This is a genomic window from Escherichia sp. WS2035, from assembly GCF_046487065.1.
Taxonomy (GTDB): Bacteria; Pseudomonadota; Gammaproteobacteria; order Enterobacterales; family Enterobacteriaceae; genus Escherichia; species Escherichia coli.
The window spans coordinates 71,416-98,197 of the sequence record NZ_JBJQKD010000008.1 but is presented as its reverse complement, the minus strand read 5'-3'; the positions used below and the strand labels follow the sequence as shown (position 1 = coordinate 98,197).

The following is a 26,782-nucleotide window of genomic DNA, read 5'->3' as shown; positions in this document are numbered from 1 at the left end:
TTCTGTCTTTACGTTGATAAAAGACAGGAGCAGCAACACTAACCCGTTGATTTAAGATGATGTTGCATACTCCGCCATTACAATCACTTCTCCGGCAATAAATTACTTATCCCTGACTACAACCAAAGTTACGTTCACCATCATCGTGTTTTTTGGTGTACTCCTTCGCCAGATAACTGATGTGGTATATGTAGCTGCGGAAAAAGTCCGTATTTGTGCCATTTCTGCGGTCCAGTTCATAAGAGACGCCCGGTAAATGAAAGGGGGCTTTATTTGCCATATCTCCGGTACGTCTAAGCGCCACAGCCCATGCACGCGCTACCATTCCCGCCAGCAATCCGCGAGGTTGCGCTGAATTCTCCGTGTTCAGCATGGTGTTCCTGAATACCTCCCGATTAACCAGCAACAGCATGTGATAATGTTTGTTGCCATTCAGTTCACCAAATTCTCTTACCCATGCATATCGCAGCTTACAGGGGTAAACACGTTTACCGTCTCTCCTGCGCCGTTGTAAATATGCGGCTATCTGTGCTTTCAGTGAGGCTATAAAACGGGTAATAACCGCTGAGTCATACCCTTTATGGCTATTATCCACTGGCAGTAATAAATCCACTCTGAAAGCCAGTATTCTGGCGTAATCATCCATCGCATAGCGAGTAATCTCTTCCAGACGTTTCATATAGTGTGCATTAGGCTTGCCATATCGTTCATTCAGTTTCATGCTTCAGTTCCTTGTGGTTGGTTACATATCCATAAGTGCTGTAGTAACTTTTCACTGAGCTATGCCGATCTGGATTACTTTTCCCTGTCTCTGGTGTCATCCCTCTATATGCTGAATCTAATGAATGAGTGATAAACATAATATTAATACCGGCAATGTTGATTCATAAAGAAAGGGTGATAAAAAGAGTAGAAGCCCGGTATTTACTGGTGTTCGTAGTTAATTATCTGTTCTTGAAGACAAAGAGTTTTACTCTTAAGTTATAATTAATACATCGACCTAATCTATGAGTTGCGGTCATGAATGACATCTTCCAGATGTCAACTCGTTATCCTGGGAGGTTTCACCCGTAAAGCCACCAGGGCTATACGTGGAAAAATTTAAGACTATCCAGCCGTTTTCTACAGGCGGGATCTGTGAGTATGGTGATAAATAAAAAACTACGTTAATGGTACTCTATTACTATGGAATAACACGATATTGCTACGTGTTTTCCACTTTTATTGATTTATTGCTACGGTTTTACTTCGAAAACACATCATAATTACGCTATTGATTTCGACTGATTTAACAAGGATGACGAGGTAGAACAATGGCCGTTAATGTGCGCTCATCAATAGCAGTGAAGGACATCCGAACCAGCAGGTTCCTCTTCTGGTACATCAGGAAAAACATTCAGGGAGCAAATCAATTCGCGTTTGACGGGAACAATCCAGATACATCCCTTTCGGAGAGAATTATTAATACAGCCCTCGAGGCCGGGTATCCCGATCCCATTCAGCGAAGTAATTTTATTCGCTCACTGGAGCTGTCGATTAATACGACGCTTCTGCCGGAGAAATATTTTAGTTGGTTAAAAGAAAATGAAAGAGCGACGTTCTGGCTATGGGGCGTGATGTGTCTTGATTACCGCTGTATGGAGTCAATTAACGAAAAGCTGGGCACAAATTTAAACACTAACTGGTATCAGAAAGCTGGAATAACAGATTCTCCTGCAAGCCATAACGAAAGATACTCAATCATCGTTGCATTACTGGACTATATCAATATTGAGACTAATCAGGCACCGTTGATGAGAAAGTGGCTATATGAGAGGCTTGTATTCTGGAGGAAAAATGAACATCAGAGAATAAAATTACGCTGGCTTAATGAGGATAATGACGAAGTCTGTATATGGGCTTATAATTACATTAATAAATTCCAGAAAGAGCACGGTGGTAATACAGGAAACCATTTAGACCCCGTTCAGATCCCGGAACCACTTAATTGTGTAGAAACCTATCACGCCGTTTATGCCATGCTGGATTTATGGTCAGCGGATGATGATCTCCAGCAGAAAGCGGTAAAGAAAATAAATAAAGCATTTTACCAAAAAAACTTCAGACGTAAACTTTCTGAAAAACGGGAACGGGAGTCTATCAGTGATACGCATAAAGAGCGTCTGGATTTTCTGGTTAAATTTTACAAGTCAGATAAAATATCCGTTATTGAAAGGTTAATAGACGAAAGGGTTCAGGGAATAGAAACAAGATTATCCCGTGGTTGAGGTGTCATTTCAAACTTAAATTCTCCCGGTGATAATCACCGGGAGAATTCAGATATGTATTATTTCAGCACTATATCACGCTCATATATGTACTGCCGGAATGTAATTTAATATCTGCTCGCACCTATTATTTTATCCCACCTATACTACCGTCCGTTTTAATCACGCATTAAATTAGCCGCAATTTTTCAGAAGATGCGGCCTGTTTTTTATATTCTTTATTAAGGAATTTACTATGAAATTAGCCAGCCGCTTTGGTCGCGTAAATCAAATCCGTCGCGATCGCCCATTAACGCATGACGAATTGATGCAGTATGTCCCCAGCGTATTTGGGGAAAATAAGCACGAATCACGCAGCGAACGCTATACCTATATTCCCACCATTACCCTGCTCGATAACCTCCAGCGTGAAGGATTTCATCCTTTCTTTGCCTGCCAGACCCGTGTTCGTGATGTGGGTAAACGTGAACATACAAAACACATGCTGCGTCTGCGCCGGGAAGACCAGATCAATCGCAACCAGGTGCCGGAAATTATTCTGCTCAATAGCCATGACGGTTCCAGTTCTTATCAGATGCTGCCAGGGCTGTTCCGTTCTGTTTGTTGTAACGGGCTGGTCTGTGGCGAGTCGTTTGGTGAAGTACGGGTACCGCATAAAGGCAATGTGGTGGAGAAAGTGATTGAAGGCGCTTATGAAGTCCTCAGTGTTTTTGACCAGGTTGAAGAGAAACGCGATGCCATGCAGTCGCTGATGCTGCCACCCCCTGCGCAACAGGCGCTGGCAAAGGCGGCGCTGACTTACCGCTTTGGCGAAGAGCACCAGCCGGTGACGGAATCCCAGTTGCTGGCTCCCCGCCGCTGGCAGGATGAATCCGGCGATCTGTGGACGACCTACCAGCGTATTCAGGAGAACCTGATCAAAGGTGGTTTAAACGGGCGGACGGCAAAAGGTGGTCGCACGCACACCCGCGCCATTAAAGGCATCGACGGCGATGTCAGGCTCAACCGCGCCCTGTGGGTGATGGCTGAAAACATGTTGCAACTGGCCTCATAAACAACGCTATTAATAGTAAAGGAAACACGATGTCTGAACTGATGCTAACACCGGTATTTTCGGTGAGTGAACAACGCGTTATCCGCCGTGCGATGCGCCTGCTGGAGAAATATCAACGCAATCCTGGCGAATCTTTTCTTTCCTCTGACGCCACAAAAACCTGGCTGCAACTGCATCTGGCACGACAGGAGCGGGAAATGTTTGTTGTGCTCTACCTCGATAACCAGAACCGACTGCTGGAACACGAAACGCTATTTCTCGGCACGATTAACAGCACAGAAGTACATCCCCGTGAGATTGTGAAATCTGCGCTACGGCACAATGCCGCAGCAGTGATCCTTGCGCATAACCATCCCTCCGGCGTGGCGGAACCCAGTCGGGCCGACAGACTTATTACAACGAATATTGTTAAGACACTGGATTTGGTGAAAGTGAGGGTGCTGGATCATTTCATTATTGGGGCGGGGGATATCCTCTCTTTTGCCGAACGGGGCTGGCTGTAATGCTGCAAAAGGATAAGGTCATGCAACAAGAATGTGGGCTTCCCTGTACCGTAACACCACGCTTCACTGCTCGACTGGTACAGGAAAGACATAACCTGCATTACCTGGCTGATCGGGCCGCAATCACCGGGAAATTCAGCTCCCCGGATCTGCTGCATATCGACCAGGCTTTTCCGGTGCTGATGAAACAACTGGAGCTGAAACTGGCTGACGATGAACTCTCCGCCTGCCAACAACGTACCGTCACACTATACGCCAAAGGACTAACCTGCGAAGCCGATACGCTGGGTTCCTGTGGTTACGTCTATATCGCTATTTATCCCACTCAACGCTGAGTTTTAACCTCCTTAATACGGAACATCGTTATGAAAATTATTCCTGCAACGACGCTGCGGGCGACTACGTCATATCTGTCGCCCGTCGTGGTCTGGCAAATATTACTGGCCCGCCTGCTGGAGCAGCACTACGGGCTGAATCTTAATGACACACCATTCAACAATGAAAAGGTGATTCAGGAACACATAGACGCCGGGATCACTCTGGTCGATGCCGTCAATTTTCTGGTGGAGAAGTACGAATTGATCCGTATCGACAGGAAAGGATTTAGCTGGCAGGAACAGACGCCTTATCTTCGTGCGGTCGATATTTTACGGGCGCGGCAGGCTACAGGTCTGCTGCGCCGCCGCCATAACACGCCATAACACCACGGCACGGTGAATCTGCGAGTCTCCTTCCCGATTTACATCGCCAAAATTACTTCCCTCATAACTCCCTGCATAATGCGCCTGCTGTTCATGGCTGGCGCATTTGCTTTTATACGGACAAAAGATTATGCAAACAGAAGCTGAAGTCTTAACCGATCATAACGAGCTAATTTGCTCGACCAGTATTGAGCGTATCGTGACGGGTCGTGATGCTGCGTTGAGTCTGATTGAAATCCTGATCCATAAGCTTGATGATATCTCACGGCTAACCTCCAGCATCGGTGGTGATGTGGCGGAGCATTGGGCGATGCGTCAGGGCCATTCCTTCGACTGCTGGCTAGTGCAGCCGGTGGATAAAGCCATGCCGGTGATCACCCGCAATATCGATCGCAGCATCTGGCGCGATCTCATGCTGAAGTCCGGGATGTTGACTCTGATGGATGCCGAAGCTCGCAGTCAGTGGGCAAAGAACCTGGAGGAGGGCGATCTCCCGGCGATTAGCGAAGCCAACATCCTGAGTACCTTTGAACAACTTCACCACAATAAGCAGGACGTTTTCGAACGTGGGATTATCAATGTATTTAAGGGATTGAGCTGGGACTACAAAACCAATAATCCCTGTTATTTCGGTAAGAAGATTATCGTTAACAATCTGGTGAAGCATGACAGATGGGGCTACAGCCTGAACTGGTGCTGGCGGCGAGATCAGCTTGCCGATCTGGAACGTATGTTCTACCTGCTGGATGGGAAGGCCATTCCCGATAACCGGCATGATATCTCCATCCGGTTTATGGATTTTGTGCGCGATAATCCGCATCAGCAGATTTTCGAAGATGAGTTGTTCACTATTCGCTACTTTCAGAAGGGCAGTGGGCATATCACATTCAAGCGACTGGATCTGGTGGATAAGATGAATGATATCGTGGCGAAGCACTTTCCGGGGATGTTACCTGCGAAATGAGATGTGATGTTTTTATAGGCACCTCTATGCTAATATTAATAGGAGTTATTAAATGTTATTAAACGAGGTAATCCCTATGGGTTCGCTTACTAAACAAACCATCAGCGCACAGATACCTATTGAATTGGCCGCTGCTGTTGAGAATCTGGCAATTGAGTTAGATCGTTCTAAAAGCTGGATTATTAAGGAAGCGTTGACCAGTATGCTGGCCGAAAGAGAACGGCGTCACCAGAGCATCCAGGCCGGTCTTGCGGATGTGGATGCCGGTCGCGTGATGAGTCACTCGGACATGGTGGATTTTGCTAATCGCTTAAAGAAATCCTGATAAATGGAAATTTACTGGACGCTTAAAGCTCAGGATGACCTTGAGCGTATCTACCGTTTTGCCCTTCAGTATAGCCGCCAGCACGCCGATGACGTTTTGGATCGCCTGATTACTGGTTGTGCTGGTCTTACAGCACATCCGGCAATTGGTGTACAGCAGACTCGGTATGAACCTCGGGAAGTCCGAAAAGTGTTATTTGATGACTATGAGGTTCACTACGAACTTTGTGACAATGACATTTATATCGTGGATCTCTGGCATACCAGAGAAGAACGATGAAGAGATTTTCTTTTCGTTCAAGGGTGTTAATTAGTGAGTATAAACACGATTATGTGTTTATACTCAATTTTGTGTTTTAATGGCACTTTCCACTCCTTCTGCAGGAGGATGCCATGTTACAGAACAACATCAAACAGCTCCGTACCCAGCTATCTATCACCCAGCGCGAGCTGGCGTTTATGGTTGGCACCAGCCAGCAGCAAATTCAGCGTATCGAAACCGGGAAGGTTGCTGCAAAGCTGGGTCTCGCACAGGCAATATGCAATGCTCTGGATAAGCCTCTAAACGTAGTGTTCCCGGAAAGCGATCGGTTGATAAACAACTTCCGCAAAAAGCGTCGTAAAACTGATGAAGATCTTGAGGCTATAGCCACAAGCGGCATTGAAATGGATAGCGGTCTCTGGACCGTAAAACTTTGGCTACAGGGGCAGCGGGACTATTTGCTGTTGCCCATTTCAGCAGCGGATAAGCGGAGGTTTTATTATTATTTTCAGGAAAAAAACACTCCAAACATAGAACGCTTCTTCGTTTTTGATTCTTCCGAGTATCGTTATGCGTTAAATATGCGTGAAGTGGTATTTCATCAGTTCCTTTCTGATGGTCTGCGGCCAATCGTTGACGAAGAGGATGATGCCTACGAAGACGATTATTTTAATGTCCATATCACGCTGGTAAACGGCGGACCAGTGATTCCACTGAGTGTTGAGCCAGATGCGCCGCAAAACGAAGAGACGGATGATATCGGCCAGTTGAATGCTTTTTTTGACGCGCTGGATTGCGAGCCTGAAACCACGGATCGTTTTATGATAACCGACGAAGATGGAGAAGATGCTTTCATTCGTATTGGTTCTATCGCTATGGTGCGAGTCGCGCTTGATGTGCTGGAACCAGTGGAGGACGATGATGAGTAGTATTGAATGAATTGGTTTCTTAAGAAATAGTACTGAGTATACATGTGAGTATACAAAGTAACTTCGCATTTTTAAAAATCCATTAATTTCATATTGTTGAGGTTGGAATCACGGTCCGGCCTTCGCACCATCGGAACATCAATAGACGTCTTTTTTTGTGCCTGAAATCAGTGTCACACAGGGTTTCCGCTATTTTTCGCTCAACATAAGCCAACCTACATCAACTTACTGATGCAGGTACAGCTACAGCTGCGGGTATATCCCGATTCGATAATGTTTGTAGCCACACAAAACCCTTGAAAGGGTATTCATCATGGCTTTGAGTGATGTGAAGGTTCGTTCGGCTAAGCCTGAAGCAAAAGCCTATTAGAAAAGGTATAAAGCATGAATGGAAATTGAGAGCTGCTTTTTGTGGGCATGGTTTCAGGGCAATGGCGTGTAGTCGTTGATTGAGTCGGGGCTATGGCCGAGAGATGCGGTAGAGCGGCAGATGCTGCAGTGGGGGCGGATTATCTGGATGCGAATCGCAATGAGGCCACATTACCTCATCTCTATGTAAAGATTAATGAATCGTTAGCTTGATTGAATATAAACAGCCCTTCAGATATTTATCAATCAAATGGCTGTTTATATCCGTGTTGTGCGCTGTATCGTCAACGGCATTACAACTGCCAGGAAACCTTTCTCCTTAAGGGCGGAGTTTTATAATACTCTTTTTTGATGACTTCGCTGCCCCGGAGATCATGTGTAACGTGGTTTAGAATAAGTAATGTTGATGCTCTACCCAAGATAGATTCTTCAAGTCATTAATATAAATTTATAACTGTGGGCTAACAACGGTGAACGGTTCTCTACCAACGGCGGAGATAATCTGCTATGTGTTGAAGGACTCATAATCTTCCAGCAACTAAGTGGATTTGCTGGTATCGCTGCTCGTGCTTGATAAGCTCATTAAAAAATTAATCGCTTGAACTCGGCTGTTGAATTGGATTGTATACTGCCTATTTATTATTTAACTAAAATACATAAGCTATGTAAATGATATAATTTTTATGCTTGTTCTTCAGCTCAGTCACGGTATGATTTAACAATTCGCCCTTCAGTTTATGCTATATGACTTTGCTATAAGTAAGCAATTTGGGGAAGCATGATCAGCTATTAATATCTTGAAATAGCTTATCAAAAGTCAACTTGCTCCGGTGATATAAGACTGATATGTAACCAATATTTTATTTGTTGTGGTCGCTTCGGAAGGTAGTCGAAATCGTTAGTAAAAAAACATCAATGTTGAGGCGAAAAATAGTTGGCAGCTACTTTGATCAGGCGATGAAGAGATGTGCGTTCATATTGTTGTGCCGTAGTTGAAATTGAAAAAACACGCTCGGGAAATTAAGCAGATGCTTACCCCCTGAGTCCCGTCTTGCCAAGAGCATCGCTGAAAAGTGCCTCGAAAATATGATGAATATTTATCGAAGACGTTTTTGGCGTGGGAGTATGGATTACGGTTTTTTGACGTTGAGCGTTTGGCTGAGTGGTTGCAGGTGCATTTATATTAAGGGGAAGAAGAATGAGAAAAAGCTGGACTATAAAGGAAGATTGTAAGCTGCTTACCTTGGTACGTCAGCACTTTTCCGCGTTGGTCAGCCATAACCGGCTGAATGCCACAATGCCATTTAGCCAGCAGCTTCACGATGCATTTGACTCACCTGATCGCGATGCCGCAGCATTGTTGTATCGACTCGAACAGGCAAAAATCCTGGGATTTGCCAGCCGTCCTGGAGGCGATCCCACTAAACAGCTGTTTCGCTGTCTGATAAACAATGATTTGGCGCTATACGATTACAGCCTCACCTTTCCCTCTCTCAGAAAAGCATTGCATCCAGATACCGTTGCAGCAGCACTAAACCACTTCACGAATAGCAATCCACACGAACCACTGTCCAATACTATCAATGAAATTGCAAAAGCCTTGCATCTTTCCTCCATGCAGATAGAAAAGCTTCTGATCGATAGTGGCCAAATAACCATCAATAGTTACCGTGAGTGTGAGCGTGTTGGAGAGATAACTATAAATAATAATCTGCAAGATCTCATCTCCAGGCAAATTCCTGACATAACGCTGGTTGAAGATATTAACGCTTGCCGTGCCCAAGTCTCTCAACTTTACCACGTGCATGAATGTGATGGTGCTGAGGTCATCTTCAGTTCCGATGGCACGGGATTCGGCAAAAGCTATGGCGTAATTCAAGGGTATGTCGAATATCTGGAGCGTTTCGCCAAAAACCGAAAGTCAGATGATCTGTTTCCCGAAGGTGGCTTTACCAACCTGCTGTTCATGTCGCCGCAAAAATCACAAATCGACCTGGACAGCAGCCAGAAAGACAAAATTCTGGCTGCTGGCGGCGAATTCATTTGCGTTCTCTCTCGTAAGGATATTGCCGATCTCGACTTTATGGACTGGGCCTCTGGCCTGAAAAACCGCGACCGCTATATTCAGTGGTACGAAGGTGCAAAAGGTAGCAAATATATCGGCGGCGCTATGCGTTCGCTCAATTATCATGTTTCACAAATTGATCGCTGTGAAGAGCAGTTAAAAAAGCTGACAACATACGGTTCTCAGGATACCAACTACGAAAGAGAAATTATCGAAGAGCAGCTAAAAAACTGTCGTCACAGTATCCGCAATACGATTGAGTCAGCCTGTAAATTACTATTTGGACCAGATAGTGAAAAAACTTCCATTAAAGAGTACATTCGTCGCGGGCTCCAGGCGCGCCAAGAGCGAATGCAAAACGCGGAGACAGCACGAAAACCAGGGAAGCCTGAACCTAAGATAAGCGTACACGAAGTCTATTTCGAGCTTATCAAACAGGTATTGCCTTTCGAAGTTTGCCAGTACCGCCCGTCGGTGCTATTAATGACCACGAATAAGTTCGACACATCAACTTACCGACTGGTGCCTCGCCAGCGAGGCGAAGGCGTGCGTTTTGAGTCCGTAGGTTTCGACTTGCTGGTTGGTGGTAAGCTGACTCCCAAAGATCCACAGATTAGCGCCGTTGCGGCAGCCGGTCATACCGGGCAGGTTGCCTATCTTCGTGACGAACACTTCAGACACAATCCAGATTGTCCTTTTCGCAAGAAAAATATTCGCTTTACGGTGATCATTGATGAACTACATGAAGCCTACACTCGCCTTGAAGAAACATGCCATGTAAAGCTGATCACACAGGAAAACAACCTGGCGCACGTTATCTCTGTCGCGGGACGTATTTACAACGCGGTACTCAGCCTTGAGCGCCGGAACAAGCCCAAAGAATCGCAAACGACCTTTGAACAAGAGATGGTCAAATTCATCACGACTCTGCGCCATTTACTGGCAGAAAAGTGCGAACTATCACCCGGCACAACGCTGGGATCGATACTGGAGATGTTTCGCGACCAGTTAGGGGCATTTGAAGTCAACGGCGACGCCGCTGAACGCATCATCTCAATCACCCGGAACGTGTTCAGCTTTAACCCCAAAATGTACGTCAATGAAGAGGGGCTGAAACGCATTCGTATGCGCAACAGCGAAGGCGACATAACGCGCACCGAGCTGTATTACGAAGTCGAAAATGATGCCAGCGACACCAATCCCACCCTGCACGATCTGTTCCAGTTGGTCTCCGTCATCCTCGCCGCCTGTTCTGATATCACCAACCGACACTTTAAGCGCTGGGTAAAGAATGGCGGCCAGGATAACTCCAGCAGCCAGAATACCCCTTTGGGCCAGTTTGTTGACGCAGCCAATAACGTAGCTGGCGTGGTACGCCACATCTTCGATCGCACCACCGATGAAAACTTGTTGATTGATCATTTCTATACTTACCTGCAACCCAAAACCGTATTCACGATGACGCCGATAGCTGAACTCAATTACGTGAACAGCGGAGCCGAGCGCACAATTATCCTGGCGTTCGAGATGGATCTGATACAAGAGTTGCCCGAAGCCATGCTGCTGCGTTTATTAACCAGCACGCACAATAAAGTAATTGGGCTTAGCGCCACCAGCGGTTTTAGCCACACCAAAAACGGTAACTTCAATCGTCAATTCTTGGCGCGTTATAGTCGTGATCTTGGCTATCGAGTCGTTGAACGCAAAAAAACAGATATCGATACGCTTAGAGCACTACGCAAGTTGAGAGCCAGTATCCGCAACGTCGACTTCAGGGTGTTCGATGATAAGCAGTTAAAATTGACCGATATCTACCAAAATTGTGAGCTCTATCGCAGGACGTATGACAACTTTTTCGACGCGCTGAAGAAACCGCTGGAATACGACCTGAAAAATACCTATAAACGGCGTCAGTACCAGCGGGAACTGGAAGCGTTACTGCTTGCCGCCTGGGAGGGTAAAAACAGCCTGATTTTGTCACTTTCAGGGACATTTAAGCGGGCCTTTATCAGCGCCTGGCGCACTCATCAATCAGCCTGGCGTCAGCAGTACGGTATGCGCTCCCGGTGCGATGAAAAAACGGATAATGATAAGAAACATGACCAGATCCTGACCTTTACCCCATTCAAAGGGCGTCACACAGTCCATTTGGTCTTTTTCGATTCACCACTGGCCAATGTCGAAGATATCAGGCAAGAAACCTATCTCCAGGACAGCAATACCGTACTGGTATTTATGAGCAGCTACAAAAGTGCAGGCACCGGCCTCAACTACTTTGTTAAATACCATGACGGCGATCTTAATGATATCAATGCACCACGTCTGGATGTCGATTTTGAGCGCTTAGTACTCATCAACTCCTCGTTTTACAGCGAAGTAAAGGACAACAGCGGCAACCTCAATACATTACCTAACTACGTTACCGTGCTTAAACACTACGCCGATGACGATATTACCGTCCACAAGCTGGCCGATTTCAACGTCAATTTCGCCCACGGCGAAAACTATCGCCTGTTAATAGCCGAACATGATATGAGCTTATTCAAAGTCGTCGTGCAGGCCGTAGGGCGAGTCGAGCGTCGTGACACTCTATTGAAAACAGAAATCTTTTTACCCCGCGATGTGTTCCGTAATGTTGCATTCCAGTTCGCCGCTCTCAGTGAAGATAGCGGTAACGAGGTAGTATCAGAAAGCATGTCCTTGCTTAACCACCGCCTAATGGAGGAGTGCGAAAAGCTGAGTCAGAACCAGTCATTTAGTGATGCAGAACAGCGGTATGCGTTTGAACAGGCCATCGTAGAAAATGGTCGCCGCATCGATGCTGTTCATAAGCGAGTCCTGAAAACCGACTGGATAAATCAGGTACGCGCCGGCAACCTTGAATATCTCGAATTGTGTAATTTATTCCGCGATTCTGACTCCTTTACCGATCCCATGCGTTGGCTGGAAAAACTTCAGGCTAATTCCTTGTATGCCGCCAATCGGCAAATGCAATCAATCCACCACGCCCTGTTTATCGACCGCCATCAGGGCAACCAAACTATTTTACTTTGCCACAAACGCGGCCCGGATGGACTTGTCCACAGAGATTATGCCGCCCTGTCGGATTTCGCTGGCGGCGCAAGAGAGTACCGGCCTGAGCTCACCCTCTTTCCGCAGTATAGAAACGATGTCGATTTTACCCCCGGCAACCTGGTCGGTGAGTTGATTCGTGAATGTGACAACATCCAGGAAACGGCATTCAAAAAATGGGTACCCAACCCCAGGCTAGTTCCGTTGCTCAAAGGCAATGTCGGTGAATATCTCTTCGATAAAGTGCTAAAAAGCTATGGCGTTACCCCACTTTCTGATCAACGGGTGTTTGAACGCCTTGAACCGCTAGTATATGAGTTTTTTGACCGCTTTATTGAAGTGGGTAACGACCTGCTCTGCATCGACGTTAAACGCTGGGCGACGCAGTTGGATGATTTAACGCGGGCAGAAGAAACGCTTGAGAAAAGCAACAACAAGATTCGCGAGATCCGTAATATCACCAGCCAAAAGGCGGATACAGAGGGGCAGAAACAGATCCAGACGGCACTGGCAGGCCATTATGAGCGTATTCGATTTATCTATCTGAACGTCGCCTACAGCCAGAACCCCAATAATCTGATGTGGCAAGATAACGTGGATCACACGATCCACTACCTTAACCTGTTGCAAACCGACTACCAGTACTATCAGCCCAAAAATAGAGAGAGCGGGCGAGCTCAGGAAAACTCGAAACTGAGCATGACATTGGACATTAACCCAATGTTACTAACCCTGCTGGGTGTAGAAAAGTTGCCGACTAAAGGAAAAGTCTCATGATCCCTAATTTGAATGAACTGACGGATACTCCGATTGCCCGAACCAATTTGATCAAGCTTGAAGAAGATCAGCTGACGACCATCCAGCGTCTATTGGTCCCTGTATCTAATATCTATACGATAGACTTTATGGTTCAGCGCTTTACTAAAGAGCGAAAAGAAAAATCCGCTGATTACTATGCGCGAATTCATCAGGAGGTAAAATCTTGCGTGCGGCAGAAGCTTGGGCTGGAGGCCGGGCAGGAGGTAAAATATGAACTGCATTGCTTACCAAATTACCATCACGTCTTTTTTTTCCTGGCGCCTGCAACTGCGCCGAACAGCCCGGTTCACAGGACGTTGGCAGAACGTATTGAAACGCTTTGTCAGCAACTCACTGCTGAAAATTATGACCTATCTCGCTTGATTCAGGGATTATTTAGTCTGCATTTGAAAATGGTAATGCTGGAAAAAGCCAGTGAGCGCTTTTCGGTATCGCCGACTTACTTCAACTCAACGCTTTACCTTAACGCTCGCCTGAGTCAGCCCGTCACGCAAAAAAAAGGCACCGGGGTGATGGAAGCCTTTGAGCTCGACATTTATGCATCAGAATATAACGAGCTCGCCTTTACCCTGCACAAACGAAAATTCCTGGTCGAACTGGCGGATGAGATGCATCTATCTCTGGACGATATCAGCATGTGGTTTAACATCGATAATCGTCGGCTTAAAGCCCGGCGCAAACTCGATGCCCGGGATAGCAAACTGGAATTCTTTCGTGAGCGCAGCGGCTATGGCGAATGCCAGGCCTATACCTATAACGTGGTCATGAATGCTGCCTGCGAGCGGCTCAGTGAACTAGAGATCCCCCATCAACCTATCCCATTTCAGGCTACACACGAGGTCGATCAGTTTGCTACCGACCTCGATCAACAGCTGGCTAATACGCTGTTGGTGGTTAATAACGGCGTCGAATTCAGCGCCACGCAAGAAGCTTATTTCTTTGACGCATTAGCCAACCAGTTCCCCGGGTACAAACTCTGGCCGCTGGCATCGCTTAAACATTCTCAGCAAACCAGATTTGCCGGGCTGCCTGTCAATACATCTATTCTTGTACTCAATGCGGTAGATGAAGAACGAAGCAACAGCATCCGGCAGCAAGAGAATGAATCTGTTGAGTACAATGATTTCTATGCAGCCTTTGCCGACGTCCGAAAACAACCTGAACTCAACTGGGATATTTATACCAAGCTTAAGCTAGATCGTTTGCAAGGGTGGCTAAATCAGCAACCGCTGCCTGTGGTTTTACAAGGAATGAACATTGATCGTAAGTTGCTGGATGCGATTGATTTTATTAATGAACAATTGGTAAGCAACCCTGCGCAATACGAAATCGAACTTACGAAACCACACAGTCGTCTCAAGTCAGCAGTTACCTTATTGAAAAGTAAGGTACGTCGAACAAAAACCGAGCTATGGTTCAAAGAGAGCTTACTCAATCAACATAACATACCACTGCCAGAATTGGCGAACGGGCACTATACCGCTTATGCGGTACGCAAAACGAAAAGTAATATCCATCTGCTTGGGTATGTTGAACTAAAAATAGATCACGGCCAACTTAGGGGGGTTGATACCGGGGTCGTCGAAGGTGAATTCGAGTATCTATTAGTTGATCATCCAGCTCTGGGACGACTAAAGAAATTATTCGATAAAAGCTTCTATCTCTACGACCATACAGCAGATGTGCTGCTTACCACCTATAACAGCTCCCGCGTACCGCGCCTGATTGGCCCGGCGCAATTTAATATCGTCGATTCATACGATTATCAGGAACAAAAAAAAGCGCTAGCGGAGCGTCAAGGTGACAAATTTAACGGGTATACCATTACCCGCTCAGCAAAATTGGAGCAAAACGTACTGCCCTATCTGATATCACCGGGCCGCTCGAAATACGACTCGTTGACCAAAACTCAAAAGATGAAGCATCACCATATTTACCTGCAACCGCATGAGAATGGAGTGTTTGTTCTGGTAAGCGATGCTCAGCCTACAAATCCTACTATTGCACGGCCTAAGCTGGTAGAAAATCTGCTGATATGGGATGCTCAAGGTAAGGCCGTCGATGTATTTAACCACCCGTTAACTGGTGCTTACCTCAATAGCTTCACCCTGGATATGCTCAGGAGCGGCGAAAGTAGTAAGAGTTCGATTTTTGCTAAGCTTTCCCGATTGATGGTTGAGAATTAACACGGTCTATAATCTCCGCCCCTTAATCACGAATACTCCTCCACCGACTCAGTTGGGTGTCCAACTTTTGGGGTGCAGTTCAACGCCGGAGGAGTTAAAAGCGCTGATGGATGCGAATAAATCAAATTAATGAACGCTCATCTTTCGCGCCAAAACTGCAAAATTGCTTCTACAAACCTGTCAGAAATAATCCCTCGACGGGCTGCCGCGCTGAAATGACTGCTTCGCAGTGCCGTCGTCCAGTTCTCCGGTGAGCGGTACGCTGAACCGTAATATCCCGTGCTTAAATCGTCCGGATCTTCATCAGGCGCGTTCGTCAGTCCTCTTTCACCTTGTTGCTGGAAGTCGACGAAAATAATATTGGCTAAAACATTATTTTGATAATTGCCATAAATAACTTCATACGCATGAGGGAAATTTTCTTTCCAGTACCAGGTGGTATCGCCGCAAAACCACGGTGCGTCAGTAATATTATTAAGCTGAGAATGGTATTGTTTTAGATCCCTACGAAAGGCTTCAACCATATGATTAAAGTGTTGAGGGTGTGACGCGTAGTCACTGGTCATTAAGTCAAATTCGCCTTGCATCCAGCATACGCCGAGGAATTTGTTCTGCGGATTTTTTGCCAGTGCGGCTCGCGTTCTGCTGACTAAATCCTGGTATAGCGGAGTATCCGTTCCCCAACGACAAGCATCATGGCTGGCTCCGTGCCGTTCTGAATATGTCCCTTCGCTGCCCGCGGTAAAAGCCGATCCGCCACGGCAACACGGAACGATGAGAACCCCTGCATTATCAGGAATAAAGGGCAGTAATTTCCGTGCTATATGCAGTGCCTGGCCAACGGTGCCGTACTGTGTTTGATGATTCGTTGCCAGAGGATGGTGATAACCCAGCATATCCTGAACATCGTGTGGGCAGTGAGTCAGTGGAATAATGTCGTTAAAGTGACATGACGGGCCTCCGGGATGCGTATGCGCAAATCTCGCTAATTGTTTAATTCTGGGATGAGGCGCATCTTCCCCGTCCGGTAATGGCAGTCCTTCGCCATACGCCATGGCATTAGACTGACCAGCAACGGTAAGAACATAGTAATAATCGGGCGATATTATTGCGTCCATATAATTTTCGCGTAATTGAAATGACAAATTGGTAGCAGGGCCCCTTTACTGGGGCCCTGAAGCGTTAGTTTTGTACTGCGACTTTATTATCCTTCACAGAAATCAAAACTGAATCAGTCACTGCTTTGCCGCCTGCAGTTTCACCGCCAATAATTAATAAACTATTATTCCAGGGCAATGATACTCCGTAGGCCCGACCTTGCGATAATTCGCCAGATTTATCCCATTTCCCGTTATGCCAAAGATGAATATCAGCGCTATATGATTTTTTCAGGCCTTCATGCGCATAGTTCTTACCGTTCTGGTAATTTTCTCGTGAACCTTTGAATCCGGCCCCTCCGGCAAATATAAGTGAGTCATTGCTCATGCCTGCAAAACCGCCAGCGACGCCATCTGGTGATGCGACGGGAGCAAGCTTATTCCATTTTAAATTATTACCGGTGAAATCAAGTTCAAATACGGCATCCGTTCGCAATCCTGGTTTGGCTTCGCCATTAATAAGCCAGGTTTTATCACCTTTATTCACAACCGCCGCACCAGCCGTTCCGTACCAGGGAGATTCGCCAGCGTAACTCCATTGCTGTGTAGAGGGATCAAAAGACAACAGAAACTTATTGAAGAAATAATTTTCTGCTTTTTTGTCAAAATAGTGGGCGTTGATTTTATCTATAGTGGTTGAATCTTTTCCAGCTTCGTTGAGATCTTCAAAATAGCCATTGAAGATATTCTGGTTAACACCGCCAGTAACATAAGCCTTGCCGTTGTGTACAAAAGTCACATGGCCCGCCATGCCCATCGGCGCGTGCGACATCAATTTAACCCAGCTATTGGTTTTGGGGTTGTATTTGTGTACGTCATTAAATACCTGAGTCAAGCCCTCGCTGTTTTTGCCAATGCCGCCAAACACATACAGATTGCCATCAATAAATGCCGAGGTTGCTTGATCTCTCGGTCCGCCAGGGAATGCAGCTAACGCTGTCCATCTTTTATCTTTGGCCTTTGTATCCAGCTTGTACCATGCCGTACCTGCGCTACCTAAACCAATGTAGACAGTGTCGTTATCAATTACTCCGGTACCACTTTTAAATGGCACAGGAGTTTCCGGTAATACAGACGCGTTTGCGGCAAATGAAGCCATTAGGATAGCAAGCGCCGTTATTGTTTTATTCATTGTGACTGTCTCCTGTCTACTACAGTTTAAATGACACACCAATGCGATAACTGTTTTCCGATAAATTATCTCTGCCGTTGTAAACACCCTGACGGTCCAGGTAGTCATATTCTATGTATGGCGTAATATCGGGCGTCATATGGTATTGTAGAACAAATGCATTTTCCGTCGCCCATTTCTTATGGTTTGCATAGCGATAATCGTTCTGTTTGCTGTATAGCGTCGTTTGCCATGCGAAGGTGAAATCACTATTAATATGGTAAGTGACATATCCATCCCAACGATGAACGTTATCACGAGACATATCACCGGATAAGTCTTGTTGTCGGTAAGCTTTCCAGTCGTAACGATAGCGAATGCCAAAATTAAGATCTTTTGTCGCGTCCCAGGACAGTTTTACGTAGGGTCCGTAGCGTGTGCCGTTGCTGCTAAAATGCGTTAACATTCCCGGGCGCACCGTCCATTGATCATCAAGTTTAATCGCGTAATTAACTTCCACCTGAACATCATTGAGTGCGGCATTTTCCTTTTTATTATCATGAATGGTATTCCAGGTATTACTTTCCATACTTGCCCACCATCCATTTTGCCATCCCTCACTGACTTTGAGTCGAGTCTCATAGGCGTGGCTTCCACTACGATATCCACCACGTACGTCCAGTGTCGCAGCCTGAGAAATCAGTGGTGACGAAAAGCACAGTAATAATGCGCCAGAAAGTATTTTAGCCTTTTTCATATATTTCACTCATTTGTAGGATACAGAAAGCAATACAAAGCCCGCATAAACAATTAGCATTTATGTTGTGTAATATTTTTTGCCAGGCTTATAGTGTCTTTGGCAACGAGTAGCTGTATTTTATATTTTTTGTATAAGGTCTCCTGTGAAAATTCTCTTTCCACATTATTTAAATAAACAGAGAACCAGATTAAATACCTGAGTATAAAATCTCTTCTGATGTTTAATTGATTTGAATGTTCGTAAGCTATATCACTTACTCAATCCATTTTACCCAGAGTCATAAAATAGAGTGTCTGTTGATCTCATTTTCATATTCCTTTCAGACTGAAGTGCGTTTTCATCACCCGATGAGAAAGAACTGAAGTGATGTTTGCCATAGATTGCGAGATGCCCTGTCTCATTGACTATCGCGGTGCACCTTTATACCTGTTATACCAGATCAAAAATCACGCAATCCATACAACAAAACGAGATTTGCAATTCGTGTCACAAAATATGTCGATCTTTTTCTAAGAGGAAGATGCCATGTGAAGCCAGACGAACACTTGCGGTGGTCTTCAAAAACTAAATGATTTCTTTTAACAGTTTGTTTTATAAAAAATTTATTTAGGGTCTAAACAAGGGAAGCTTTGCAAGCTAACTCAGTGAGCGTGGTGAAAACAAGTGTTTACCCGCCATCAGGATGATCATAATTCTCATCATGAAATATGTTTCCTGGTTTTGGCTTGTAAGTGGTCACCCCTGAAGTCGATCTGGAAAGGCTTGTAGATGTTGGTGTTTTCAGGATGATGTTTCAGATAGTTTGTTTGCCGTATCGCCCGGCGAATAGCTGTGATTGAGGAAGATTTAAGTCGCAGTGACCAAAGCCATATTTACCAACGAATGTAGATGAAAAAGCGTCTCCTGCGTTCCCCCATATCTCCAGGAAATACACAGTCTGAAAAAGGAATGTAACAATCTCATGGCGTAAGCTGACGAACCAGGCAGGAATAATCGCTAGGGACCTAAGCATTAGCATGATAATAGCCACTAAGAAATTACTGCGTTCCATGAAATAGCCATTTTGTGGCAAATGCAGTTGACTAATAATGTCATATGTGAGACGGCTAGTTGAACAAATATTAAATTTTGCTGAATTTTTTATGTTGATTTTACTTGTTACAGAACATATCACATGATATATAGATAAGATTAGTTGCATTAATGATGAGGGTTATTATTCGATTCGTATCAGATTGATAAATATATAAAGGTACATAGCATGCAAGAGCATGGCGTTTGTATGGCAAAGTTATTATAAGTAACTATCGCTACTCCATTTAAGTTCACTCAGAAGAACTGGTCCACTTACGTTAGTTATTAAGCAAACGTTCGCTTTTATAAACATAATCAGGATTAAAATGTTGGATTATTGCTAACCCAGCACAGCTAGTGCGCGTCTGTAATTATAAGGGAAAACGATGAAGAATAAGGCTGATAACAAAAAAAGGAACTTCCTGACCCATAGTGAAATCGAATCACTCCTTAAAGCAGCAAATACCGGGCCTCATGCTGCACGTAATTATTGTCTGACATTACTTTGTTTTATTCATGGTTTCCGGGCGAGTGAAATTTGCCGATTGAGGATTTCGGATATTGATCTTAAGGCAAAGTGTATATATATCCATCGATTAAAAAAAGGCTTTTCAACAACGCACCCGCTATTGAACAAAGAAATTCAGGCTTTAAAAAACTGGTTGAGTATCCGTACTTCTTATCCGCATGCTGAGAGCGAGTGGGTATTTTTATCACGTAAGGGGAATCCACTTTCTCGGCAACAGTTTTACCATATTATCTCGACTTCCGGTGGTAATGCCGGGTTGTCACTGGAGATTCATCCGCACATGTTACGCCATTCGTGTGGTTTTGCTTTGGCGAATATGGGAATAGATACGCGACTTATCCAGGATTATCTTGGGCATCGCAATATTCGTCATACTGTCTGGTATACCGCCAGCAATGCAGGGCGTTTTTACGGCATCTGGGATAGAGCCAGAGGACGACAGCGTCACGCTGTTTTATAGAGATAGTTGAGATACCAGGGATGGTGTTAAAAACTACATTATTCTTACGATATATCAAAAATGATTAACCATTTATTAATTGATGTTATTGTAAGTATGATTCTTAATTATCATAATAAACATTAAGTTAACCATATCCATACAAAATACAATGGTTTATGTTCTTCAAAATAAATAAACAAAATCATTCATAAATTTACACATCACTTAAATTCGCCTGTTTTCATACTTTTTTCTTTATTTTTTAAGCAACTGGAAGTTAATCCACTGCAATCTATTGTTATATTGAATCAAATCAATGAAAATAGATGTTGTCACATCAGTGATATTTTATTTTTGTATGATATTTAATGTAATTGACTGATAGCCACATCACTTCGGGTGTGGTTATCTTTTTATCTATTGGGCTAATTTTGACCGATTGAGGTTTCCTATAGGTATTCATTCAAATATATCTCAGTCAGGAGTACTACTATTGTGAGTAAACGTCGTTATCTTACCGGTAAAGAAGTTCAGGCCATGATGCAGGCGGTGTGTTACGGGGCAACGGGAGCCAGAGATTATTGTCTTATTCTGTTGGCATATCGGCATGGGATGCGTATTAGTGAACTGCTTGATCTGCATTATCAGGATCTTGACCTTAATGAAGGTCGAATAAATATTCGCCGACTGAAGAACGGATTTTCTACCGTTCACCCGTTACGTTTTGATGAGCGTGAAGCCGTGGAACGCTGGACCCAGGAACGTGCTAACTGGAAAGGCGCTGACCGGACCGACGCTATATTTATTTCTCGCCGTGGGAGTCGGCTTTCTCGCCAGCAGGCCTATCGCATTATTCGCGATGCCGGTATTGAAGCTGGAACCGTAACGCAGACTCATCCTCATATGTTAAGGCATGCTTGTGGTTATGAACTGGCTGAGCGTGGTGCAGATACCCGTTTAATTCAGGATTATCTCGGGCATCGAAATATTCGCCATACTGTGCGTTATACCGCCAGTAATGCTGCTCGTTTTGCCGGATTATGGGAAAGAAATAATCTCATAAACGAAAAATTAAAAAGAGAAGAAGCTTGATTTAACTTATTGATAATAAAGTTAAAAAACAAATAAATACAAGACAATTGGGGCCAAACTGTCTATATCATAAATAAGTTACGTATTTTTTCTCAAGCATAAAAATATTAAAAAACGACAAAAAGCATCTAACTGTTTGATATATAAATTATTTCTCTTGTAAATTAATTTCACATCACCTCCGCTATATGTAAAGCTAACGTTTCTGTAGCTCGACGCAACTTCCTCATTCTTCTCTCCAAAAACCACCTCATACAATATAAAAAACTGCAAATAAAGATAACTATAGAACATTAAGCCAACAAATAAACTGAAAAAGTTTGTGCGCGATGCTTTCCTCTATGAGTCAAAATGGCCCCAAATGTTTCATCTTTTGGGGGAAAACTGTGCAGTGTTGGCAGTCAAACTCGTTGACAAAACAAAGTGTACAGAACGACTGCCCATGTCGATTTAGAAATAGTTTTTTTAAAGGAAAGCAGCATGAAAATTAAAACTCTGGCAATCGTTGTTCTGTCGGCTCTGTCCCTCAGTTCCGCAGCGGCTCTGGCCGATACTACGACGGTAAATGGTGGGACCGTTCACTTTAAAGGGGAAGTTGTTAACGCCGCTTGCGCAGTTGATGCAGGCTCTGTTGATCAAACCGTTCAGTTAGGACAGGTTCGTACCGCATCGCTGGACCAGGATGGAGCGACCAGCTCTGCTGTCGGTTTTAACATTCAACTGAATGATTGCGATACCGATGTTGCAAGCAAAGCTGCTGTTGCCTTCTTAGGTACAACAATTGACACGAATCATACCAACGTACTGGCTCTGCAAAGTTCTGCTGCGGGTAGCGCAACAAACGTTGGTGTGCAGATCCTGGATAAAACAGGGACTGCGTTGGCTTTGGATGGTGCGTCATTTAGTGCACAAACCACCCTGAATAACGGAACCAACACCATTCCGTTCCAGGCGCGTTATTATGCCATTGGTGCCGCAACCCCTGGCGCAGCTAATGCGGATGCGACCTTCAAGGTTCAGTATCAATAACCTACCCAGGTTCAGGGACGTCATTACGGGCAGGGATGCCCACCCTTGTGCGATAAAAATAACGATGAAAAGGAAGAGATTATTTCTGTTAGCGTCGTTGCTGCCAATGTTTGCTCTGGCCGGAAATAAATGGAATACCACGCTGCCCGGCGGAAATATGCAATTTCAGGGCGTCATTATTGCGGAAGCTTGCCGGATTGAAGCCGGTGATAAACAAATGACGGTCAATATGGGGCAAATCAGCAGTAACCGGTTTCATGCGGTAGGGGAAGATAGCGCACCGGTGCCTTTTGTTATTCATTTACGGGAATGTAGCACGGTGGTGAGTGAACGTGTGGGTGTGGCGTTTCACGGTGTCGCGGATGGTAAAAATCCGGATGTGCTTTCCGTGGGAGAGGGGCCAGGGATAGCCACCAATATTGGCGTAGCGTTGTTTGATGATGAAGGAAACCTCGTACCGATTAATCGTCCTCCAGTAAACTGGAAACGGCTTTACTCAGGCTCTACTTCGCTACATTTCATCGCCAAATATCGTGCTACCGGGCGTCGGGTTACTGGCGGCATCGCCAATGCCCAGGCCTGGTTCTCTTTAACCTATCAGTAATTGTTCAGCAGATAATGTGATAACAGGAACAGGACAGTGAGTAATAAAAACGTCAATGTAAGGAAATCGCAGGAAATAACATTCTGCTTGCTGGCAGGTATCCTGATGTTCATGGCAATGATGGTTGCCGGACGCGCTGAAGCGGGAGTGGCCTTAGGTGCGACTCGCGTAATTTATCCGGCAGGGCAAAAACAAGTGCAACTTGCCGTGACAAATAATGATGAAAATAGCACCTATTTAATTCAATCATGGGTAGAAAATGCCGATGGTGTAAAGGATGGCCGTTTTATCGTGACGCCACCTCTGTTTGCGATGAAAGGAAAAAAAGAGAATACCTTGCGTATTCTTGATGCAACAAATAACCAATTACCACAGGATCGGGAAAGTTTATTCTGGATGAATGTTAAAGCGATTCCGTCAATGGATAAATCAAAATTGACTGAGAATACGCTACAGCTCGCAATTATCAGCCGCATTAAACTGTACTATCGTCCGGCTAAATTAGCGTTGCCACCCGATCAGGCCGCAGAAAAATTAAGATTTCGTCGTAGCGCGAATTCTCTGACGCTGATTAACCCGACACCCTATTACCTGACGGTAACAGAGTTGAATGCCGGAACTCGGGTTCTTGAAAATGCATTGGTGCCTCCAATGGGCGAAAGCGCGGTTAAATTGCCTTCTGATGCAGGAAGCAATATTACTTACCGAACAATAAATGATTATGGCGCACTTACCCCCAAAATGACGGGCGTAATGGAATAACGCAGGGGGATTTTTTCGCCTGAATAAAAAGAATTGACTGCCGGGTGATTTAAACCGGAGGAATAATGTCATATCTGAATTTAAGACTTTACCAGCGAAACACACAATGCTTGCATATTCGTAGGCATCGTTTGGCTGGTTTTTTTGTCCGACTCTTTGTTGCCTGTGCTTTTACCGCACAGGCACCTTTGTCATCTGCCGAACTCTATTTTAACCCGCGTTTTTTAGCGGATGATCCCCAGGCTGTGGCTGATTTATCGCGTTTTGAAAATGGGCAAGAATTACCGCCAGGGACGTATCGTGTTGATATCTATTTGAATAATGGTTATATGGCAACGCGTGATGTCACATTTAATACGGGCGACAGCGAACAAGGGATTGTTCCCTGCCTGACACGCGCGCAACTTGCCAGTATGGGGCTGAATACGGCTTCTGTCTCCGGTATGAATCTGCTGGCGGATGATGCCTGCGTGCCATTAACCTCAATGATCCATGACGCTACTGCGCAACTGGATGTGGGTCAGCAGCGACTCAACCTGACGATCCCTCAGGCATTTATGAGTAATCGCGCGCGTGGTTATATTCCTCCTGAGTTATGGGATCCCGGTATTAATGCCGGATTGCTCAATTATAATTTCAGCGGAAATAGTGTACAGAATCGAATTGGGGGTAACAGCCATTATGCATATTTAAACCTACAGAGTGGGTTAAATATTGGTGCGTGGCGTTTACGCGACAATACCACCTGGAGTTATAACAGTAGCGACAGTTCATCAGGTAGCAAAAATAAATGGCAGCATATCAATACCTGGCTTGAGCGAGACATAATTCCGTTACGTTCCCGGCTGACGCTGGGTGATGGTTATACTCAGGGCGATATTTTCGATGGTATTAACTTTCGCGGCGCACAATTGGCCTCAGATGACAATATGTTACCCGATAGCCAAAGAGGATTTGCCCCGGTGATCCACGGTATTGCTCGTGGTACCGCACAGGTCACTATTAAACAAAATGGGTATGACATTTATAATAGTACGGTGCCACCGGGGCCTTTTACCATCAACGATATCTATGCCGCAGGTAATAGTGGTGACTTGCAGGTAACGATTAAAGAGGCTGACGGCAGCACGCAGATTTTTACCGTACCCTATTCGTCAGTCCCGCTTTTGCAACGTGAAGGGCATACACGTTATTCCATTACGGCAGGAGAATACCGTAGTGGAAATGCGCAACAGGAAAAACCCCGCTTTTTCCAGAGTACATTACTCCACGGCCTTCCGGCTGGCTGGACAATATATGGTGGAACGCAACTGGCGGATCGTTATCGTGCGTTTAATTTCGGTATCGGGAAAAATATGGGGGCACTGGGCGCTCTGTCTGTGGATATGACGCAGGCTAATTCCACACTTCCCGATGACAGTCAGCATGACGGACAATCGGTGCGTTTTCTTTATAACAAATCGCTCAATGAGTCAGGCACGAATATTCAGTTAGTGGGTTACCGTTATTCGACCAGTGGGTATTTTAATTTCGCTGATACAACATACAGTCGAATGAATGGCTACAACATCGAAACACAGGATGGTGTTATTCAGGTTAAGCCGAAATTCACCGACTATTACAATCTCGCTTATAACAAACGCGGGAAATTACAACTCACCGTTACTCAGCAACTCGGGCGCACATCAACACTGTATTTGAGTGGTAGCCATCAAACTTATTGGGGAACGAGTAATGTCGATGAGCAATTCCAGGCTGGATTAAATACTGCGTTCGAAGATATTAACTGGACGCTCAGCTATAGCCTGACGAAAAACGCCTGGCAAAAAGGACGGGATCAGATGTTAGCTCTTAACGTCAATATTCCTTTCAGCCACTGGCTGCGTTCTGACAGTAAATCTCAGTGGCGACATGCCAGTGCCAGCTACAGCATGTCACACGATCTCAACGGTCGGATGACCAATCTGGCCGGTGTATACGGTACGTTGCTGGAAGACAACAACCTCAGCTATAGCGTGCAAACCGGTTATGTCGGGGGAGGCGATGGAAATAGCGGAAGTACAGGCTACGCCACGCTGAATTATCGCGGTGGCTACGGCAATGCCAACATCGGTTACAGCCATAGCGATGATATTAAGCAGCTCTATTACGGAGTCAGCGGTGGGGTACTGGCTCATGCCAATGGCGTAACGCTGGGGCAGCCGTTAAACGATACGGTGGTGCTTGTTAAAGCGCCTGGCGCAAAAGATGCAAAAGTCGAAAACCAGACAGGAGTGCGTACCGACTGGCGGGGTTATGCCGTGCTGCCATATGCCACTGAATATCGGGAAAACAGAGTGGCGCTGGATACCAATACCCTGGCTGATAACGTCGATTTAGATAATGCGGTCGCTAACGTTGTTCCCACCCGTGGGGCGATCGTGCGAGCAGAGTTTAAAGCGCGCGTTGGGATAAAACTGCTCATGACGCTAACCCACAATAATAAGCCGCTGCCGTTTGGGGCGATGGTGACATCAGAGAGTAGCCAGAGTAGCGGCATTGTTGCGGATAATGGTCAGGTTTACCTCAGCGGAATGCCTTTAGCGGGAAAAGTTCAGGTGAAATGGGGAGAAGAGGAAAATGCTCACTGTGTCGCCAATTATCAACTGCCACCAGAGAGTCAGCAGCAGTTATTAACCCAGCTATCAGCTGAATGTCGTTAAGGGGG

At 45.3% G+C, this 26,782-nt stretch carries 21 protein-coding genes and 1 pseudogene; 18 read left to right on the top strand and 4 right to left on the bottom strand.

Translation table 11 applies throughout. From position 1 onward, the window contains the following. Positions 1–106: 106 nt before the first annotated feature. Positions 107–721 carry an inovirus Gp2 family protein gene (locus ACJHX4_RS14795; RefSeq protein WP_001531257.1) on the bottom strand — a complete coding sequence of 205 codons (615 nt, stop codon included), beginning with the start codon at positions 719–721 and terminating at the stop codon, positions 107–109. Positions 722–1,313: 592 nt separating this feature from the next. Here ACJHX4_RS14795 and ACJHX4_RS14790 point away from each other — a divergent pair. From ACJHX4_RS14790 to ACJHX4_RS14735, 12 genes and pseudogenes are all read left to right on the top strand, one after another. After that, on the top strand, positions 1,314–2,267 hold the full coding sequence (locus tag ACJHX4_RS14790) for a hypothetical protein (RefSeq protein WP_001531259.1): 954 nt from the start codon (positions 1,314–1,316) through the stop codon (positions 2,265–2,267). A gap of 235 nt (positions 2,268–2,502) precedes the next feature. Then, the gene (locus ACJHX4_RS14785; RefSeq protein WP_001531260.1) at positions 2,503–3,321 is read left to right on the top strand and encodes a DUF932 domain-containing protein; all 819 of its coding nucleotides are present in this window, start codon (positions 2,503–2,505) and stop codon (positions 3,319–3,321) included. A 29-nt stretch (positions 3,322–3,350) separates the two neighbouring features. Further along, positions 3,351–3,824: a RadC family protein gene (radC, locus tag ACJHX4_RS14780; protein ID WP_001531261.1), complete on the top strand. Its 474-nt coding sequence runs from the start codon at positions 3,351–3,353 to the stop codon at positions 3,822–3,824. Beyond that, positions 3,824–4,159: a type IV toxin-antitoxin system YeeU family antitoxin gene (locus ACJHX4_RS14775; protein WP_032143152.1), complete on the top strand. Its 336-nt coding sequence runs from the start codon at positions 3,824–3,826 to the stop codon at positions 4,157–4,159. Before radC ends, ACJHX4_RS14775 begins: the two co-directional genes overlap by 1 nt. Before the next feature lie 30 nt (positions 4,160–4,189). Then, positions 4,190–4,525, top strand: a complete 336-nt coding sequence (locus tag ACJHX4_RS14770; protein WP_001531265.1) for a TA system toxin CbtA family protein — start codon at positions 4,190–4,192, stop codon at positions 4,523–4,525. A 130-nt stretch (positions 4,526–4,655) separates the two neighbouring features. Further along, complete coding sequence (locus tag ACJHX4_RS14765; RefSeq protein WP_001531266.1) at positions 4,656–5,489, top strand: DUF4942 domain-containing protein; 834 nt, start codon at positions 4,656–4,658, stop codon at positions 5,487–5,489. A 76-nt stretch (positions 5,490–5,565) separates the two neighbouring features. Continuing rightward, a complete protein-coding gene (locus ACJHX4_RS14760; RefSeq protein ID WP_024187601.1) occupies positions 5,566–5,814 on the top strand; it encodes a CopG family ribbon-helix-helix protein in 249 nt (82 codons plus the stop codon). Positions 5,815–5,817: 3 nt separating this feature from the next. Next, positions 5,818–6,093: a type II toxin-antitoxin system RelE/ParE family toxin gene (locus ACJHX4_RS14755; protein ID WP_001531268.1), complete on the top strand. Its 276-nt coding sequence runs from the start codon at positions 5,818–5,820 to the stop codon at positions 6,091–6,093. A 113-nt stretch (positions 6,094–6,206) separates the two neighbouring features. Continuing rightward, positions 6,207–7,004 (top strand): helix-turn-helix transcriptional regulator, encoded by a 798-nt coding sequence (locus tag ACJHX4_RS14750; protein ID WP_001531269.1) that lies wholly within the window; start codon positions 6,207–6,209, stop codon positions 7,002–7,004. 410 nt (positions 7,005–7,414) lie between these two features. After that, positions 7,415–7,586, top strand: a pseudogene (locus tag ACJHX4_RS14745) (integrase); the annotation flags it as partial. A 985-nt stretch (positions 7,587–8,571) separates the two neighbouring features. After that, positions 8,572–13,287: a hypothetical protein gene (locus ACJHX4_RS14740; RefSeq protein WP_001531270.1), complete on the top strand. Its 4,716-nt coding sequence runs from the start codon at positions 8,572–8,574 to the stop codon at positions 13,285–13,287. Continuing rightward, positions 13,284–15,515: a hypothetical protein gene (locus ACJHX4_RS14735; protein ID WP_001531271.1), complete on the top strand. Its 2,232-nt coding sequence runs from the start codon at positions 13,284–13,286 to the stop codon at positions 15,513–15,515. Before ACJHX4_RS14740 ends, ACJHX4_RS14735 begins: the two co-directional genes overlap by 4 nt. 137 nt (positions 15,516–15,652) lie before the next feature. Here the strand turns inward: ACJHX4_RS14735 and ACJHX4_RS14730 are convergent, their stop codons facing one another. The 3 genes from ACJHX4_RS14730 to nanC all read right to left on the bottom strand — a co-directional run bounded on the left by ACJHX4_RS14730 (position 15,653) and on the right by nanC (position 18,540). Beyond that, positions 15,653–16,633 (bottom strand): sialate O-acetylesterase, encoded by a 981-nt coding sequence (locus tag ACJHX4_RS14730; RefSeq protein ID WP_000338790.1) that lies wholly within the window; start codon positions 16,631–16,633, stop codon positions 15,653–15,655. 64 nt (positions 16,634–16,697) lie between these two features. Beyond that, positions 16,698–17,804, bottom strand: a complete 1,107-nt coding sequence (gene nanM / locus ACJHX4_RS14725) for an N-acetylneuraminate epimerase (RefSeq protein ID WP_001531272.1) — start codon at positions 17,802–17,804, stop codon at positions 16,698–16,700. Positions 17,805–17,823: 19 nt separating this feature from the next. Beyond that, a complete protein-coding gene (gene nanC, locus ACJHX4_RS14720; protein WP_001531273.1) occupies positions 17,824–18,540 on the bottom strand; it encodes an N-acetylneuraminic acid outer membrane channel NanC in 717 nt (238 codons plus the stop codon). 1,463 nt (positions 18,541–20,003) lie between these two features. On the opposite strand from nanC, the gene fimB reads away from it, so the two are divergent. The 6 genes from fimB (at position 20,004) to fimD (ending at position 26,777) form a co-directional block, all read left to right on the top strand. Beyond that, the gene (fimB, locus tag ACJHX4_RS14715; protein WP_000790574.1) at positions 20,004–20,606 is read left to right on the top strand and encodes a type 1 fimbria switch DNA invertase FimB; all 603 of its coding nucleotides are present in this window, start codon (positions 20,004–20,006) and stop codon (positions 20,604–20,606) included. Positions 20,607–21,083: 477 nt separating this feature from the next. Beyond that, positions 21,084–21,680: a type 1 fimbria switch DNA invertase FimE gene (gene fimE / locus ACJHX4_RS14710; protein WP_000044708.1), complete on the top strand. Its 597-nt coding sequence runs from the start codon at positions 21,084–21,086 to the stop codon at positions 21,678–21,680. A 480-nt stretch (positions 21,681–22,160) separates the two neighbouring features. After that, the gene (fimA, locus tag ACJHX4_RS14705; RefSeq protein WP_001531274.1) at positions 22,161–22,709 is read left to right on the top strand and encodes a type 1 fimbrial major subunit FimA; all 549 of its coding nucleotides are present in this window, start codon (positions 22,161–22,163) and stop codon (positions 22,707–22,709) included. 64 nt (positions 22,710–22,773) lie between these two features. After that, positions 22,774–23,313 carry a fimbrial protein gene (locus ACJHX4_RS14700; RefSeq protein ID WP_077249425.1) on the top strand — a complete coding sequence of 180 codons (540 nt, stop codon included), beginning with the start codon at positions 22,774–22,776 and terminating at the stop codon, positions 23,311–23,313. 36 nt (positions 23,314–23,349) lie between these two features. Continuing rightward, positions 23,350–24,075 (top strand): type 1 fimbria chaperone FimC, encoded by a 726-nt coding sequence (gene fimC / locus ACJHX4_RS14695; RefSeq protein ID WP_000066559.1) that lies wholly within the window; start codon positions 23,350–23,352, stop codon positions 24,073–24,075. A gap of 65 nt (positions 24,076–24,140) precedes the next feature. Continuing rightward, positions 24,141–26,777 carry a fimbrial usher FimD gene (gene fimD, locus ACJHX4_RS14690; RefSeq protein ID WP_001531276.1) on the top strand — a complete coding sequence of 879 codons (2,637 nt, stop codon included), beginning with the start codon at positions 24,141–24,143 and terminating at the stop codon, positions 26,775–26,777. Positions 26,778–26,782: the final 5 nt, after the last annotated feature.